Origin of the sequence: Streptosporangium sp. NPDC049078 (assembly GCF_040648855.1) — a bacterium.
Classification (GTDB): Bacteria; Actinomycetota; Actinomycetes; order Streptosporangiales; family Streptosporangiaceae; genus Streptosporangium.
In genome coordinates, this window is sequence record NZ_JBEZEL010000003.1 from 442,930 (window position 1) to 460,323 (window position 17,394).

A 17,394-nucleotide genomic window follows, 5' to 3' on the forward strand; every position below is an offset into this window, starting at 1 on the left:
CGCAGGTCCGTAGGTTCGCGGGTTCGCAGATCCGCGGCTCACGGGTTCGTACGGGAGAAAACCGATTTACCGCCCATGCCGGTCTCAGTACACTCGCCACTGATCATGTGCCGCCGCGACACCGTGGCGTGCGCGTCCTGACCAGTGAGGGGAGCATGTCGTGCGTCATCGCACCGCCGTGGTCGTTCCCCCGTCACGCTTCGACGTGATCCTGGTGTCTTCGTTGGTGCCCGACGCCGGCCGCGCGGCCGACGTCGACCACCCGTGACGAACCTCTGACCTTCAGACCCCCGCCGCCGAGTCGGCCCACGGGGCATGTCCCCGTGCGGCCATGCCGTGCCGGGGGTCACCTGACGACCTGAACCCAGATCGTCCCGTCCGAGAACGTCCGGGAATCGCGCAGTCCTGTCCGGAATCATTCCGAAAGGCCATGGGCCGTGCGCACCAACCCGCACCGTCGTATCACCGACTCGCTGACCGGCGTCCGCAACCTGGGCATCCTCGCCCACGTCGACGCGGGCAAGACCACCGTCACCGAACGGATCCTGTACGTCACCGGCGCCACCTACAAGCGTGGCGAGGTGCACGAAGGGACGACCGTCACCGACTTCGACTCCCAGGAGCGCGACCGTGGAATAACCATCTTCGCCGCGGCGGTGAGCTGCGTCTGGAACGACCACCGAATCCATCTCATCGACACCCCCGGCCACGTCGACTTCTCCGACGAGGTGGAGCGCTCGCTGCGGGTGCTCGACGGCGCGATCGCGGTGTTCGACGCCGTCGCGGGCGTCGAACCGCAGAGCGAGTCGGTGTGGCGGCAGGCCGACCGGCACGGGGTGCCGCGGATCGCCTTCGTCAACAAGCTCGACCGCTCAGGTGCCGACCTCGACGCGGCGGTCGCGTCGATCCGCGAGCGGTTGCGGGTGGTACCGCTCGTGGTCCAGCTGCCGATCGGGCGGGAGGACGGGTTCACCGGCGTGGTGGACCTGGTACGTATGCGTTCGCTGGTCTGGGCCGGCGGCCGTGACACGTTCGAGGAGGCACCGGTGCCGGACGTCCTGCGCGAGGAGGCGAGTCGGCGCCGCCGCCTGCTTGAGGAGGCGGTGGCCGAACTGCACCCGGTCGCGTTCGAGGAGTTCTGCGCCGAGTCGGAGATCTCCGCGCCGACTCTCGACGCCGCACTGCGCGACCTGACACGTACCGGGGAGGGCGTGGTGGTGCTGTGCGGATCGGCCTACCGCGACAGGGGGATCGAGCCGCTGCTGGACGCCGTCGTCGCCTATTTGCCCTCGCCGCTGGACGTGCCGCCCGTACGCGGCACCCGGGGCGGCAGCCTGGACGGTTCGCGGGACGGCTTCCAGCGCGGTGCCCCGGACGGCTCGCGAAACGGCTTCCTCGGCGGTTCGCGGAACGGTGCTCCGGACGATGCCCGGAACGGCCTCTCGGACGGTTCCCGGGACGGTGCGGTGCTGGAGCGGGCCGCCGACCCGGCGGCGCCGTTCACCGCGCTGGTGTTCAAGGTGAACTCGACGGCGACCGGACGGCTGTCCTACCTGCGCGTCTACTCGGGAACGATCCGGAAGGGGGACACGGTGCTGGACGCGGGCGCGCGGCGTACCGAGCGGATCGGCCGGATCCTGCATGTGCAGGCCGACCGGAACACGGAGGTGGACCTGGCGGTGGCCGGGGACATCGTCGCGGTGGTCGGGCTGAAGTCGGTCCGTACCGGCGCCACCCTGTGCGCGCCCGAGGCGCCGATCGTCCTCGAACCGCCGACGGCGGCCGATCCGGTGGTCTCCGTCGCGGTCGAGGCGCGCAGGAGCGTCGACACCGGACGGTTGGCGTCGGCGCTGGCACGGCTGGTCGAGGAGGATCCCTCGCTGGTGGTGCGGACCGACCCCGAGACGGGTCAGACGCTGCTTTCCGGGATGGGCGAGCTGCATCTGGAGGTCGCGGTGGAGAAGATCCGCCGTAACCAGGGGCTGGACGTGGGGGTCGGCCGGCCGCAGGTGGCCTACCGGGAGACGGTCGGGCGCGGGGTGTCGGGGCTGCTGTACCGGCACGTCAAGCAGGACGGCGGCGCCGGGCAGTTCGCCCACGTCGTCCTCGACGTGGAGCCACTGGAGAACCTCGCGGACACCGGCACCGGCACCGGCACCGGCACCGGCACCGGCACCGGCACCGGCACCGGCACCGGAGTCGGTGACGGTGAAGGTGACGGAGGTGCGGCGGGCTTCGTGTTCCGCTCGACCGTCGTCGGCGGGCGGGTGCCGAGGGAGTACGTCCGGGCGGTGGAGGCCGGATGCCGGGACGCGCTCGCCGAGGGTCCTCTTGGAGGTCATCCGGTGACCGGTCTTCTGGTCACGCTGACCGACGGGGCCACCCACCCCAAGGACTCCTCGGAGATGGCGTTCCGTGCGGCCGGCCGGTTCGCGCTGCGGGAGGCACTGCGGGCCAGTGCGATGGTGCTGCTGGAACCGGTGGTCGAGGTCACGGTCACCGTGCCCGACGACGCCGCGGGCGGGGTGCTGGGCGACCTGTCGGCGCGACGCGGCCGGGTCTCCGGTTCGACCGCGCGGGCGGGGACGGTGGTGATCACCGCGACCGTGCCGCTCGTCGAGCTGTTCGGGTACGCGACCAGGCTGCGGAGCCGGACCCAGGGCCGGGGGACCTTCACCACCCGGCCCACCGGGTACGCCCCGGTCCCGCCGGGCGCGGTGCCCGGCGGGACGCCGTTCCGGTAGGAAGTAGTGGGAGTCGGTGGAACCGGCGACGGCCCCGCCCGAGAGCGGGGCCGTCGTCCGGCGACATGCCGTGCCGCCCTCCTGTCGCGACCGTCCCGGCATCGGCCACCCACGAAGGTTCACCTACGAAGGTTCACCCACGAAGGTTCGCGACCATGCGAGGTCCCGCGAGGTCGGGCACACCGATGCAGGGGCGTGCACACCGGTGTGGAGGCCGAGCAGATCGGTGTGAGGGCCGGGCGGTCCGATGCGCCGGTCAGGAGAGCTGGCGGGTGGCGAGGCGGGCGAAGAGCCCGTCCCGGTCGGCGAGGAGGTCGTCGTAGGTGCCCTGCTGGACGATCCGCCCCTCGTCCATCACCACGATGCGGTCGGCGGCCACCACCGTGGAGAGCCGGTGGGCGATCACCACCCGGGTGGCGTTGAGGCGGCGGGTGCTCTCGGCGACCCGGCTCTGGGAGGGGTTGTCCAGCGCGCTGGTCGCCTCGTCGAAGAACACGATGCGGGGCCGGGCGACCAGTGCGCGAGCGATCATGAGGCGCTGTCGCTGACCGCCGGACAGCGTACTGGTGCCCTCGGAGAGCACCGTGTGCATGCCCATCGGCATCGCCCTGATGTCGGCGGCGAGCCCGGCCATCTCGGCCGCCGCCCAGGCGTCGTCCACGGTGTGGACGCCGCTGCCGACGATGTTGGCCTGGATGCTGCCCGCCTGCAGCGCGCCGTTCTGGAGCACCACCCCGCACTGGCGGCGGACCGCGGAGACGTCGAGTTCGGCGAGGTCCTGGCCGTCGTAGAGCACGGTGCCCGAGAGCGGGGTCTCGAAGCCGAGCAGCAGCCGCAGCACCGTGGACTTGCCGCTGCCCGAGGGACCGACGAGGGCCACGAACTCGCCGGGCTCGATGGAGAGGGCGACCCCGTCGAGGGTGAGCGGACCGTCCTGGCCGTAGCGGAACGACACCTTGCTGAGCCCGAGCCGCCCCGACAGGTCGCCGGGGTCGGCCTTGGTGCCGTCGGTCTCCGGGCGGGCCTCCAGGATCGGTCTGATGTTCTCCAGCATCGGCACGACGCCCATCGCGGTGACGGCGGCGGCGGTGAACTGGAGGCTGGAGGCGAGCAGCAGGCTGAGTGCGGTGAAGAACGGCAGGAACGTGGCGACCGAGACCTGGCCCGCCATCGGCCCGGCCACCACCGCGAACACGATCCCCGTGCAGACCAGCGGGAACCCGGCGTTGAACGTGGTCACCGCGTTCTGGATGCGGCGGGCCGAGGCGGTGAGCGATCGGCCCCTGGTGGCCTCACGCGTCCATTCGGCGAACGCCCGTTCCTCGGCGGCGGCGGCCCGCAGCTTCGGCATCGCGGTGAGCATCTGGAAGACCCTGGCCGACATGGTCCGTTCGTGCTCGTAGGCCTGTCGCTGCCAGCGCAGCTGCATTCGTCCCGCGACGAAGGCGAACCCGAGGCCGAACAGCATGAGCGCGGTGGCGACCAGGGCGAGGCGCACGTCGTAGAAGTAGACCAGGACGAGGTTCGCCGATCCGGTGAGCAGCCCCAGCGTGGCCGTGGTGAGCATCCCGGAGAGCATCTCCTGCGCCGAGCTGATGCCCAGCACCGTCGTGCCCAGTTCGCCGGTCGAGTAGCGGGCGAAGAAGCCTGCGGGCAGGGAGAGCAGCCGGGTCCACAGGCCCGACTGCAGGGCGGAGGTGGTGCGGCTCTCGACCCGCAGCACCGCGATGTTCTGCACCACCGACAGGGCGGCGATCACGAACCCGGAGCCGATCACCAGCAGGGAGCCCTGGACGATGAGGTCGAGTTCGGCCCGTACGGTGAACACGCCGAGCACCTTGCCCGTCATGATCGGGACGAGCAGCCCGAGCAGGGAGACGAGCACCCCCATGGCGGCGAACCGCAGCAGGTCACGGTGGTTGCCGCCGTCGAGGAGCCCCAGGCGCAGCAGCGCGCCGACGGTCTTGACCGAGGCGGGCAGCGGCCGGTACAGCACGTGGGCCCGCTTCTCCAGGCCGCGGGCGACGGTCGCGGTGACCGGGGTGAGCACGCCGTCGTCCACCATGACGTAGCCGTGGCCCATGGTGAGCAGCGCCACGGGACGGCCGGTGGAGGTGCTGCCCACCATGGGGCCCAGGTCCTGGGTCCACCACGGGCCGTCCAGCCGGACCATCCTGGTACGGACGCCGGAGGCGAGCGCTATCGCCTGCAGGTCGCCCATCGGCCGGTCCTGGCCCCCGCGCCGTACCGGCGGCCGTACCTCGAACCCCTGGTGCGCCGCGACCAGCCGGGCCGCGGCGAGGGCGGGCGGGTCGTTGGCCACGTCGGCCAGCTTGACCTGGACCTCGGTGTCGCGCAGTACGGCGTCGAAGCTGCGCACGGCCTGCGTCAGCACGGTGCTCTCGCGTTCGCGCAGTTCGGCGAGCGCGGCGCGCTCCTCCTCGCGCTGCCGCTCCAGGCGTTCGTCGACGGTGGCGAGCAGCCGGACGGCGTGAGCGGCGAGGAACTCGCACAGTACGCCCTCGTCGAAGACCGAGTGCAGCGAGCGGGTCCGCAGCCGGATCCTGGTGTGGGCGAGGAGCCAGTCCCGCTCGGTCAGGCAGATGTCGCTGTCCGCGCCGAACACCAGGCCGTCACTGTTGCCGACGCCCACCTCGCCCTCCTCGACGCGCACGCAGCGCACGCCGTCGACCGACCGCAGGGCGCGGCCCGCCTCCAGTTCGGCGGTCCCCTCGACGGGCAGCGGGACGAACTGCCTGGGCGGCAGGGTGGCGGGCAGCGCCTCGGCGAGCAGTTCGATACCTCGGCCGAGCCCCTTGACCAGCCAGGCGGCGGCCTCGGCGGGCAGGTCGTGCAGCACCGCGACCGGGACGTCGGCCAGTACGGTGCCGGGCACCGGGCGGGCCACGATCACGTGGCGCGGACCGGAAGGCGCCCCGCAGGCGAGCACCATGCCCGCCTCGGCCCGGCCGAGGAAGTTCCAGCGTCCGTTCAGTTCGCCGTCGACGGTCCTGACCGCGAACAGGTCCACCAGGCCCGACTCGACGAGCAGCATCCGCCCGGGGTTGTCGAGGACCGTGAACCGGTCGGTGCCGAGGTCCAGTGGGATGGCGATCCCGGCGAGCGCGGCGGGGCTCACGATGCTTCTCCGATGTCGAGCGACGGGACGGTGATCCTGGCGGGGCTCATGGTGCCCCTCCGGTGCCGGGCAGCGGGACGATCCTGGCGGGTGCTCACGGTCGTCCTTCGGTGTCGAGCAGCGGGACGGTGATCCCGGTGATTTCGGCGGGGGCTCACAGTCCTCCTCCGGTGTTAAACAGCCGCGTGTAGATGCCGTCGGCGGCGAGCAGTTCCTCGTGGCTGCCGCGCTCGGCGACCCGGCCGCCGTCCAGGACGATGATCTCGTCGGCGTCGCGGATGGTGGACAGCCGGTGGGCCATCAGCAGGCAGGCGCAGCCGCGGCGGCGCAGGTTGTCCATGATGACGTGTTCCGTCTCCGGGTCCAGGGCGCTGGTGGCCTCGTCGAGGATGAGCAGGGTCGGCTCCGAGGCGAGCGCGCGGGCGAGTTCGAGCCGCTGCCGCTGGCCGCCGCTGAAGTTGCGGCCGTCCTCGCGGACGAACGAGTTGATCCCGCCGGGGCGGGCGAGCACGGCGTCGTAGACGGCGGCGTCGCGGAGTGCGGCGAGCACCACCTCGTCGGGGACGGCCTCGTCCCACAGGGTGAGGTTGTCGCGGACGGTCCCGGCGAACAGCACGATCTCCTGGTCGACGTAGGCCATCGAGCCGGCGAGCACGGTTCGCGGGATCTCGTCCAGCGGGTGGCCGTCGAGCAGGATCTGCCCGGAGCGCGGTTCGTACAGGCCGGTCAGCAGGCGGCCCAGGGTGGACTTGCCGCTGCCGGAGCCGCCCACGATCGCGACCCGGCTGCCCGGTGTCATGCTCAGCGAGAGGTCGGTGATGATGGGGTCGGTCAGCGGGCCGTACCCGAAGGTGACGTTCCGCAGTTCGAGGCGGCCCTCCAGGCGGGTGCCGATCTCCGCCGCGTCGCCGCTGCGCTCGAAGCAGCGGGCGATCGGGTGCCGTTCCACGTCGTGGATGCGCTTGGCGTCGGCGCTGAGGTCCTGCAGACGGCCGCCGAGGTTGGTGAGCTGGGTGACCGGCCTGCTGAGCGCGGCGAGCAGGGTCTGGAAGGAGATGAGGATGCCGACGCTGAGCACGCCCTCCACCACCCGCAGCCCGCCGATCAGCAGCATCAGGCCGGTGTTCACCGTGGCGAGCAGCGGCGGTACGACGACGAGCACCGCGGTGGGCACGCCGAGCCGCTGCTGCGCGGAGACGACCTTGGCGAGGAAGCCCGCCCAGCGGGTGAAGGCGTCGGGTTCGGCGCCGGTGGCCTTCACCGTCTCGATCATGCTGAGTGTGGCGAAGGTGGTGCCGGTGAGGTTGCCCCGGTCGGTGCGCAGCGCGGTGACCGCGTCCTTGCGCGCCCGCGCGACCCAGCGCAGGACCAGGATGTTCAGCGCCGCCATGCCGACGCCGATCACGCCGAGCAGTACGTCGTAGCGGACCAGCAGCGCGGCGTAGAACACCACCAGCACCATGTTGATCACGGTCAGCGCGAGGTCGCGGGAGAGGATCTCGGCGACGGTGTCGTTGGTGGAGATCCGCTTGGCGACCTCGGCCGGGCGGCGTTGCAGGAAGAACTCGATGGGCAGCCGGAGCAGGTGCCGGAAGAAGCGGGCCGAGCCGACCAGCCCGACCCTGATCTCCAGTCGCAGCAGGTAGTACTGCTGCACCGAGGTGAGCACGAAGATCGCCACCGCGGTGAACGCCATCACGATCAGCAGTGGCGGCAGGATGCCGGGGGAGTTGCCGGTCAGCACCCGGTCGATGAACACCCGGTAGTAGGCGGGGCCCGCGATGCCGGGCAGGAGCAGCAGCGCGCTGGCGAGCAGCACCAGCGGCAGGGCGCGTCCCGACGGCAGTCGCCATTGCAGCAGCGCCTTGCTGAGCTTGGCGCGTTCGCCGCCCGGCTTGAAGTCGGGCCCCGGCTCGAAGGTGAGCATGATCCCGGTGAAGCCGGAGTCGAACTCCGACCACTCCATCAGCCGGGGGCCCGACGAGGGGTCGTTCACCGCGACCATGGTGCGGCCGAACCGGGTCACGAGTCCTTCGACCACGATGAAGTGCTGGAACGCCCAGAAAATGATCACCGGACCGGTCTGGTCGCGGAGCAGTTCGGCCTCGACCTGGAAGCCTTTCGCGATCATCCCGTAGGAGCGGGCCGCCGCGAGCATCGAGGAGGCCTTGGACCCGTCCCTGGACACCCCGCAGCGACCGCGCAGGTCCTCCAGCGGGACGTGCTTGCCGTAGTGACCCAGGACCATCGCGAGCGCGGCGGCACCGCACTCGACCGCCTCCATCTGGATCACGGTCGGCACCCGGTGGCGGTTCTTCCTGCGGGGGCGCGGGGCCTGCGGCTGTTTCTTCGGCGCGGCCTTGGCGGGCTTGGCGGGTTTCGCGGGGTCGAGTGTGGTGTTCGTCATCGGTGCCTCCTCCGCTTCGTGACCGCGGGCTTGGCGGGCTTCGTCGTCGTGTTCGTCATCGGCGCCTTCCCCGCTTCGCGGGGGCGGCTTTCGCGGGCCTCGTCGTCATGTCCGTCATCGGTGCCTCCTCCGCTCAGCGCCCGAGCACCAGGTCGAACGGCGTCTGCTCGCCCAGGTGGATGGAGGCCGAAACGGTCACCTGGGAGTCGAGTTGCACGGGTGGCCCCTGCGCGGTCGACCAGGTGTATCCCGAGTGCGTGCCCGGTTTGGGGATCAGGTCCACGATGATCATCAGGGGGGCCTGGACGGCCGCGTACCTCTTGGCGGCGAGCTCGCCGCCCACCAGTCCGGCCAGTGCCTCGCCGGTGAGGGGGTAGCGGCTCACCGAGGTGACCTGGCCGCGCAGCAGCCCGAAGGCCGCGGCGGGCGCGGTGGACACCTCCAGGTCGACCGGACGGCCGGGGGCGATCCACGCAGCCCGGTCGGCGGGCACGAACACCATCGCGACCAGGCGGTCGTCGGGCAGGTCGGTCCGTTCGACGGTGGCGATCGTGGTGCCGACGGCGACGACCTGGCCGTCGTTGACCGTGGTGCCGACCACCTGGCCGGTGAACGGGCTCGCCACCTGCTGGATCTTGCCGTCGGCGTCCTGCAGCTCCGCGACGGACTGGCCGACGATCACCCGGTCGCCCGGCCTGACCAGCACGCGGCGGGCCAGGCCCGAGTAGTGACTCTGGATGCGGGCCGTACCGCCCGGATGGGTGAGGACGCCCGGGGCGGCGACCGAGATGCGCAGCTCGGCGGCGAACGCCCAGACCAGCCCGCCCGCCATCACGATCATCACGACGAAGACCGCGATCCAGCCCCGGGGGGTGGCGAGCAGGGTGGGGGAGTCCAGCTCGTCGGGTTCGCGCATCCGTTGCAGCGCCTGGTAGCGGAATCTCATCGCGCTCCACCCCTTCGTCCGGGGCCGGGGCCGAGGTCGGGTCCGGGGCCGGGTGCGGAATCCCGTTTCGTCCGGGGCCGGTGGCGGAATGCCATCGCGTTCCACCCCTCCGTCCGGGGCCGGTGGCGAGAACTCATCGGGGCCTACCCTTCCGTCCGTGACCGGGAGCCGAGGACGAGCTCCCCGACGGTGCCCTCCAGGAGCGGGTCGTGTCCCGAGGCGGTGGCGAAGGCCGCGGCGTCCCCGCCGCCCAGGCCGCACACGGCGAGGTCCATCGCGGTGGCCACCAGGTAGAGGGTCTGGTAGAGCACGCCCACGTGCTTGAGCACCAGCGGGTAGGCGACGGTCTCGTACTTCCACATCACCCGGCCGAACCTCGCCGTCACCAGCAGCACGACCTGCGGGTCCGTCTCCATCATCGCGGCGTTCCGCGACTCCTTGACCAGCACGTCGGTGGCCTTGCCGGGTTCGGCGACGAGTTCCAGCTCGTGCCGGTCGGTCGCGTAGTGCCACAGTCCTGCGGGCAGTCCCTCGCACGCGGTGACGAGCGGGTAGACCTCCAGCTCGTGCACGGCCCCGCCGCTCGGATACGGCCGGTTGGCGAGCCGCTGGCCGTCGCTGCCCGTCATCGTGCCCCGCCTGCGCAGGCTCCGGTAGAGCAGCTCGCCGAGCTGGGCGAGGGTGATCGGCGTCTCCTCGTCGTGGGCGCGGGTCGAGCCGCGCCGTTCGAGGATCTCGGTGAACGACGGCTCCGTCGCCGCTATCCGGTCCAGGTCGGGCACCGGCAGCGCGACCGTACGCAGGCCGGAGGGCGGCGGGGAGACCGGTTCGGGCGGGAAGCGGTCACCGAGGGGGTAGGTCCCGCCGTACCCGCCGACCGTGGCGGGGAAGCGGGTACGGGAGTGGAAGGCCAGGTCGGCGGGGTGCCACTGCGCGTAGGACCGCTCGGTCGTCTCCAGGTCCTCGTCCGGGCCGCCGGGCGCGAGCAGGCCGGCGGTGGCGAGCAGCCGCAGCAGCGGGGCGGGCGCCTGGGTGTTCCAGGTCGCGAGTTCGCCGAGCAGTCCCGCGGCCTGGGGCATCAGCTCGACGGCGAGGTGACGGCCGGGGGCCCGCAGGGTGAGCGTGCCGTCCACCACCCGCGCCTCGGCGAACCGCGACAGCCGCACCGGTCCCGCGGGGGCCGCCGCCGGCAGCGTCGAGCCACGGCCGACCGGATAGAGCCTCGCCGTGACGTCGCCGTCCACCTGTACGGCGTGCTCGATCAGCCCGGAGGTGTTGAGCCTGCGAAACAGCAGGTGCCAGCGCAGCAGTCCCGCCTCGCCGTCCGCGGTGGTCACCGCGGCGGCGAGGGCGGCGTCGTCGTGGTCGCCCTCGGCGAGCAGTTTCAGCGCGGTGCCCTGCCCCTGTGACAGGTTCTTCAGTTCGAGGACCGTGGCGGCGAACCGGATGTGCTCGCCGGAGAACGACGCGTCCCGGCGGAGCCGGGAGACGATGATGGGGTTCATGGGCACCGTCCGTCTCAGAAGAACACGTTCCAGGAGTTGATCTCCTCCTGGGGGGTCGGGCGGTCGAGCCAGCCGAGCCGTACCGGCGCGTCGTAGAGGCGGCCGGGTGCCAGCCGGCGCCAGAAGTGCCGCAGGCCGGGCGCCATCACCTTGACGACGTTCAGGTCCAGGTCGGGGCGGGTCTGGTCCAGGACGATCACCTCGGAGCCGGCCGCCTCGATCGAGTCCACGCACCGGCGTACGCACTCGGCCAGGTCGGTGGGGGCGGGCGGGCCGACGGTGGTGAGCGGCCGGTCCGGATCCGGCAGCAGCCAGGGCTCGCGGTCGATCACCGCCCCCTTGCACCAGGCCAGCATCTCCGGGTCGTCCACCCGGTAGAGCGTGTTGCCCTCCTCGTCACGCCGGTCCACGCTGGGCAGGAACTGGTTGAGCTCGGTGAGCGCGCGGAACGCCGCGATGCGCGGGTCGGGGTGGCTGCCGAAGCCGACCATGATGTCCTCGACCTCGTGGCGGCGCCGGGAGACGGCCGCGTACACCGGGATGTCCACGTCGGTGGTGAGGTCGAGCATCCACAGGTCGCGGTCCATGTTCGAGTAGAAGTCCCGCAGCTCGTCCACGTAGGGGTCGTTCAGCGAGTCGAGGTCGAAGCCGGGGCGGCGCAGCCGGTTGTACCACCACAGCGCCACCGAGTCGCGTTCGACCAGCTCGCAGATGCCCTGCAGGATCGCCTCCTCCAGGGTGTTGCCCGCGGCGCTGCCGTTGGAGTCGGCGATGCAGAAGAAGTGGCCGTAGAGGTCGGGGTGGCCGTACCAGGCGTAGGCGGCGGGGACGAGCCGTTCCTCGTCCCTGGTGAGCGACCAGGCTCGCGACCAGTCGAACGGCACGTTCTCCTCGAACGGGTCGGGCACCTGCTGCAGCCGGTGCGCCGGGTCGGCGTTCCACTCCTTGCGACCGGCCCGCTGCTCGTCGGAGAAGAGCAGCATCCGGTCCGGGTGCACGGCGGTGGCCGGGTCCAGGTCGGCGTACGCGGCCCGGATGACCGGCTCGTCCCCCCGCCAGACCCCCGAGTACCGTTCGATCGCCTCGCAGACCGCGCTCACCTTCGCCTGGATCTCCGAGCGCCCCTTGCCGCCGCTCTGGCCGCGCAGGTTGCGGCGGAGCAGGTCCATGCTGTCGTTGACCATGGCGAAGTTGTGTCCCGCGGCGTAGCTGAAGGTCAGGCCGCTGGAGTCGGCGCCGATCGAGATCAGCTTGGTGATCGCGCCGAGGTGCGGGCTGATGTGCCGCTCCAGCCGCTCGAACGTCTCCTGCGGCTGGTTGACCCGGTAGCCGCCGTCGGTGACGTGGTTCGCCAGGCTCGGGGTGAGCACGATCTTGGGGTCGCCGTCGGGTGGCGTGCCGCACGAGGGGCACTGCGGCTGGCGGATCAGGATGTGCCCGCCGGTCTCCATGGTCGCCAGGTCGAGGGTGACCATCCGGCCGCAGAGCGCGCCCGGCTCACCGGTCGCCACGATCCTGGCGACCTCGGCCGCGAGCATCCCGGCCAGCGCGAGCGGCCCGGCCGCGATCTGCGCGCGCACCGGGTGCAGCGGCGTCCGCTCGCCCCGCTTGCCGGCGAGGTAGCGCTCCAGCTGGCGGTTGCCGCCGAGCCGCTGCGCCAGGCACGACCAGCAGCCGGTGTGGTCGGGGTCGAGGTAGGGGCCGAGCCACGGGCTGACGCCACCGGGCTTGGCGAGCAGCCAGGGCAGCCCGGAGGCGAGCTGCAGCGCGTTGCGGTGCTCCAGGGCCGGGTCGAGGTAGTCGTCGACGAGCACGACCGACACCCCTTCGGCGGGCACCTCGCCGATCGCGCCGGTGCTCACGTTCAGCCCCAGCTCGGTGAGGGCGTTCACCACCGGTGCGGCGTCCACCCTCTCGGCGGCCGAGACGGTGACCGGTGTGCCCCTGGCGACGGCCGCCGGGTCGATGCCCAGCGCGTCCCAGTAGGCGAGCACCCTCTCCGGCAGGTCCGGCCTGCCCTCGGCGAGGTGTCCGGCCGCCTCGTAGCGGCGCAGCGTGGTCAGCACCGTGGTGAACGGAACGCGCCCGGACAGCTCCTGGACGATCTCGCTCACGGTCCTGCGGCCGTCGAGGTAGGGCAGCACCGCCGCGGCGGCCTGCCCCGGCACGAGGAAGTCCTTTCCCTCCGCGTACAGGAAGACCCGGGATCCGTCCACGACCTCGACATGGAAATGAGCCTTCAGCCGTGGACTCTCCATTGCCAACCGCCTTTTTTATATCAAGCTCTCGAAACCCTCTTCAATGCGGATTCAAACACGAGATGACCGCTATGGTGAATGCGCAAAAAAATGTACGCATCGCGCGGCCGATACTTAGGTTTCGGGGGCGGATGCCTCAGTATCGCCGTATCGGCGGTGGTGGGAGCGCACATGGGGTCGCCGGGAAAGACGGGCGGGGCGCCCGTTGAGATCTGTATCGGGAGAATGGGACCATGAGGTATGGCATCACTTCTTCACCGGGACAGAGAATTGACTGTCTTCCGGGAGGCCATTGACGGGCTCCGGTCAGGAAGGCCGGTCGTCGCGTCGATCCTCGGGGAGAACGGGATGGGCAAGAGCTCCCTGCTCGGCGCCGTCACCGAAATGCTTCCCCAGCGCAGCCGGGTGTTACGGGCCCGCTGCCATCCCAGCGAGAGTCATTTCGCCTACGGCATGGTGAGGCAGCTCTTCGACCCGGTGCTCTCCTCGGGGGAGCGGACCCGCAAGCAGTTCGACCGGGCCTCCGACGGCGACGGCGCCGCCACCCACGACCTGCTGCTCAACCTGTTCCACATCACCCGCGAACTCGTCGCCGACCACCCCGTGGTGATCGCGATCGACGACCTGGCCTTCGCCGACACCCCCTCGCTGCGCTGGTTCTCCTACATCGCGCGCCGCCTGGACGACCTGCCGGTGATGATGGTCGCCACGCTGCCGGGCAGCACCCCGGCCGCGCTCGGCGCGGACCTGGGCAATCTGCCGTACGCACGGTCCGTGCAGCTCAGACCGTTCTGCGCCACCTGCACGGCCGACTTCGTCGCGGAGGCGATGGGCGCGCCGCCCGACGTGGAGCTGGCCGCGCTCTGTCACACGCTGTCGCAGGGCAACCCGCTGGTGCTGCGCGAGCTGACCGGCCGGATGCGCCAGGCGAGGGTGAGCCCCGGCGAGCCCGACATCGACCAGGTGCTGGAGATCGGTACGGCGGCACTCTCCGACACCGTGCTCGAATGGCTGAACGACCACGACCCGGTGGTCTCCGAACTGCTCACCCAGCTCGCCGTGATGGGACCCGACACCGACACCACCGTGGCGGCGATCCTGCTGAGCCAGGGCGAGCCGCAGATCCGCCAGGCCCGCCGAGCCCTCGTCCAGGCGGGACTCATCTCGGAGGGGCCGCCCGTACGGTTCCGCAACCCCCTCGTCCGCGCCGCCGTACTGTCGCGCGTCGACAACCAGACCAGGCTCGGCCTGCACGAACGCGGGGCCACGCTGCTCGACAGGCTGGGCGCGCCGGCCGCGCAGACCGCCGAGCACCTGATGCTCACCGACTCCGACTGGGGAATCCCGGTGCTGCGCAGGGCGGCCACCGAGGCGGTCGCGGCCCGGCGGTACGACGACGCGACCCGATACCTGCGCCGCGCGCTGGCCTGCACCGACGACTCCGCGACCATCCACGAGCTGACCTTGCAACTCGGCATGGTCGAGCTGCGCCACGACCTGGACGCCTGCGTCCGGCACGCCGAGGCGCTGGCCACCACCGCGCCGGATCCCGCCCGGCGGGCCAGGTCGCTGCTGAACCTGGCCAGCCCCGCGCTCGCCGCCGGCACGGTGGGCGTCAGGCCGTTCGTCACCGCGGCCCACGAACTGGCGACGATGGCGGACCCGCCCAGGGAGCCGCTGCTGCGGCTCACCGCGCAGGGAGTGCTGTCGGGATACCGCGCGGGGTTGCGCAGGTCGCTGCGGATGGCCGCGGCGGGCACGCCGGACGCGGCGGCGAAGGAGTTCTCCGGGGCGCTCGCGGCGATGGTCGCGGCGGGCGGGCGCTACCCGGACACCGCCAGGCGGCTGGCGACGCGAGCCACCAGAGACCGATCACCCAGGGACCGGCCGGTCGGCACCGGCCTGGTGGGCGCCGCGCTCGCGTTCGGTTGGACGGGACGGCCGGAGGACGCGCTGGACGTGTGCACCAGGATCCTGCGGGACGCCCGCACCTGGGACCAGCCGGACCTGCACGCGCTCGGGCTGCTGCTGCGCTCGGACGTCGACTACCGCAGGGGCGAGTCCGCCGACAGCCTGCGGGACGCGCTCGACGCGCGGGAGGGGGCCGAACTGATCGGCGCGCGGGTGCTCGCCACGGCGGCCCGCGCCTGCGGCGCGCGGGCCCTGATCCGGATGGAGCGGGTGGACGACGCCGAGGCACTGGTACGCGAGATGACGATCCCCGCCGACGCCCACCCCCTGGTCAAGAGCATGGTCCTGGAGGTGCAGGGGCTGATCGCGGCGGCGGCGGACGACCACGCCACCGCGCTCGGCCTCTTCCTCGACTGCGGGCACCGCCTCTCCGCCCGGGGCATCACCAATCCCGCCTGCCTGCCCTGGCGCGCGCACGCCGCCCGGGCGTACACCGCGCTGGGCGAGCACTCCGCGGCCCGTACGATCGCCGCCGGCGAGCCGGGGAGCCGGGACCACACGCCGGAGGCCCGCCCTTCGCACGCCAGGATCGTGCTCACCCCCGCCGAGCAGCGGGTCGTCGAGCTGGTACGGCAGGGCATGAGCAGCATGGAGGTCGCCGAGCGGCTCTGCCTGAGCAAGCGCACCATCGACACCCATCTGGGCCGCATCTACCGCAAGCTGGGCATCCGAGGACGGCACCAGCTGGCCACCGCCCTCGACCTCTGATCTGCTCCCCGCGGTCCCCATCGTTTCGGTTCACCGAGTCGCCTCGCGCCCTACCACCCGGTCGATCTCCGGTCGGCCTCCGGTCCGGCTGGTACGCCGATCGGTCGGCCTCCGGTCAGCGCGATGCCTCCGGTTCGGCCGGTGTGCCGATCGGTGGACCTTCGGTCAGCGTGGCGCCACCGGTTCGACGGCCCTGCCGATGCCCAGTCTCGGCTCGGTGACCAGGTAGAGCCCGGACGCGTCGCCGGGGCCGCCGAGGTCCGCGCTCCGGTCGCCGTTCTTCCCCGCGACCAGCTCGCCGGCGAGCACCATCGCGTCCAGCGGGGCCGCGCCGCCGACGCGGGTGGCGTCGTCCAGGTCGGTCAGGCCGGAGGTGATCGAGGCGAAGGCGCCGTCGGAGGGAGCGGGGGCGTCACCGCCGCGCTTTCTCATCAGCTCCGGGTACTGCCCCCTGGCCAGGCGCTGGGCCAGCCAGAAGTAGCTGTTCCTGCCCCGGTACTGCTCGTAGAACCCGGCGACCATGGAGAACATCCGGCCGTAGGCGTTGCGGTAGTGGGACTCGTGGAACGCCAGCGCCTCGCGCTCGGTGACCTCCCCCGCGTGGGCGGACAGGATGCTCGCGGCGGCGAGCATGCCGCTGTACATGGCCAGGTGCACGCCGGTGGAGAGCAGCGGGTCGAGGAAGCAGGCGGAGTCGCCCGCGAGGAAGTAGCCGGGCCCGCAGAAGCTGTCGGCCGAGTAGGAGAAGTCCCGCTCGACGCGGATCTCACCTTCGAGGTGACCGTCCGCCACCAGCTCCGCCACCGTCTGCGACTCCGCGACCAGCGCGAGGAACATCGCGTGCTGCGAGGGGAACTCGGGCCTGCGGGCGAGGAACTGGTCCCGGTGGGTGACGAAGCCCACGCTGTAGACGTCACCGCTGAGCGGGATGACCCAGTACCAGCCGTTGGGGGAGGAGATCACGTTGATGCCGCCCCGGGGAGTGCGGGGCAGCAGCGTGCCGCCCCGGTAGTAGCCCCAGATGGCGACGTTGCGGAAGACGTCGTGCGGCCGCCGGTTGCGGAAGTGCTGGGAGGAGAGCACACCGGCGCGGCCCGAGGCGTCCACCACGAACTCGGCGGGAGCCTCCAGGAGACGCCCGTCGTGCGTCCACTCCACGCCCACCGCGCGGTCTCCGTCGAAGCGGACCTTCTTCACCTGGGCGCCCTGGACCACCTCGACGCCCTCGTCGGCGGCGTGCCTGAGCAGGACGTCGTCGAAGTCGGCGCGGTCCACCTGCCAGGAGCGCACCTGGTCGCCGAAGAGGTCCGGCCAGTTGATCGCCCAGTCGCGCTCCGCGCCCCAGCGGAGCAGCAGTCCTTCCTTGACCTGGTAGCCGCGGGCCTCGATCTTCTCCCTGGCGCCGACGAGGTCGATGATGGCCCGGCAGGAAGAGGAGATCGACTCGCCGATGTGATATCTGGGGAAGAAATCCCGTTCCAGCAGGCGGACCCGGGCGCCCGCCCGAGCCAGCAGCGCCGACGAGATCGCTCCAGCAGGGCCTCCGCCTATCACCGTCACGTCAGGCGCCATGAAATGCCTTTCCCCTGCGAGAATTGCCAACTTCAGAATCATCGCAAGGGTTAGGGAAACTTGTTAATACGTATTTATGCTCATCATGATACGCATTTTCTGACTGTTGACGCGGAAAGCCCGGCTTGACACGTGCTCACGCCC

At 71.6% G+C, this 17,394-nt stretch carries 8 protein-coding genes; 2 read left to right on the forward strand and 6 right to left on the reverse strand.

Translation table 11 applies throughout. The features are described 5' to 3' along the window. The first annotated feature begins 437 nt into the window (after positions 1-437). Positions 438-2,744 (forward strand): elongation factor G, encoded by a 2,307-nt coding sequence (locus AB0B90_RS07010; protein WP_362921281.1) that lies wholly within the window; start codon positions 438-440, stop codon positions 2,742-2,744. Positions 2,745-3,000: 256 nt separating this feature from the next. Here AB0B90_RS07010 and AB0B90_RS07015 read toward each other — a convergent pair whose 3' ends face one another. From AB0B90_RS07015 to AB0B90_RS07035, 5 genes are all read right to left on the reverse strand, one after another. Further along, complete coding sequence (locus tag AB0B90_RS07015; RefSeq protein WP_350944995.1) at positions 3,001-5,883, reverse strand: NHLP bacteriocin export ABC transporter permease/ATPase subunit; 2,883 nt, start codon at positions 5,881-5,883, stop codon at positions 3,001-3,003. 154 nt (positions 5,884-6,037) lie between these two features. Continuing rightward, entirely contained in the window at positions 6,038-8,290 is a 2,253-nt protein-coding gene (locus AB0B90_RS07020) for an NHLP family bacteriocin export ABC transporter peptidase/permease/ATPase subunit (protein WP_362921284.1), read from the reverse strand. Between the two features lie 133 nt (positions 8,291-8,423). Then, positions 8,424-9,236 (reverse strand): HlyD family efflux transporter periplasmic adaptor subunit, encoded by an 813-nt coding sequence (locus AB0B90_RS07025; protein WP_350944999.1) that lies wholly within the window; start codon positions 9,234-9,236, stop codon positions 8,424-8,426. A 143-nt stretch (positions 9,237-9,379) separates the two neighbouring features. Next, positions 9,380-10,741, reverse strand: a complete 1,362-nt coding sequence (locus AB0B90_RS07030; protein WP_362921286.1) for a SagB family peptide dehydrogenase — start codon at positions 10,739-10,741, stop codon at positions 9,380-9,382. Positions 10,742-10,755: 14 nt separating this feature from the next. Continuing rightward, positions 10,756-12,999 carry a TOMM precursor leader peptide-binding protein gene (locus AB0B90_RS07035; RefSeq protein WP_350945002.1) on the reverse strand — a complete coding sequence of 748 codons (2,244 nt, stop codon included), beginning with the start codon at positions 12,997-12,999 and terminating at the stop codon, positions 10,756-10,758. A 240-nt stretch (positions 13,000-13,239) separates the two neighbouring features. Between AB0B90_RS07035 and AB0B90_RS07040 the strand changes: the two genes are divergently transcribed. After that, complete coding sequence (locus AB0B90_RS07040) at positions 13,240-15,678, forward strand: AAA family ATPase (RefSeq protein WP_350945004.1); 2,439 nt, start codon at positions 13,240-13,242, stop codon at positions 15,676-15,678. A gap of 165 nt (positions 15,679-15,843) precedes the next feature. Here the strand turns inward: AB0B90_RS07040 and AB0B90_RS07045 are convergent, their stop codons facing one another. Continuing rightward, entirely contained in the window at positions 15,844-17,250 is a 1,407-nt protein-coding gene (locus tag AB0B90_RS07045; protein ID WP_350945005.1) for an NAD(P)/FAD-dependent oxidoreductase, read from the reverse strand. Positions 17,251-17,394: the final 144 nt, after the last annotated feature.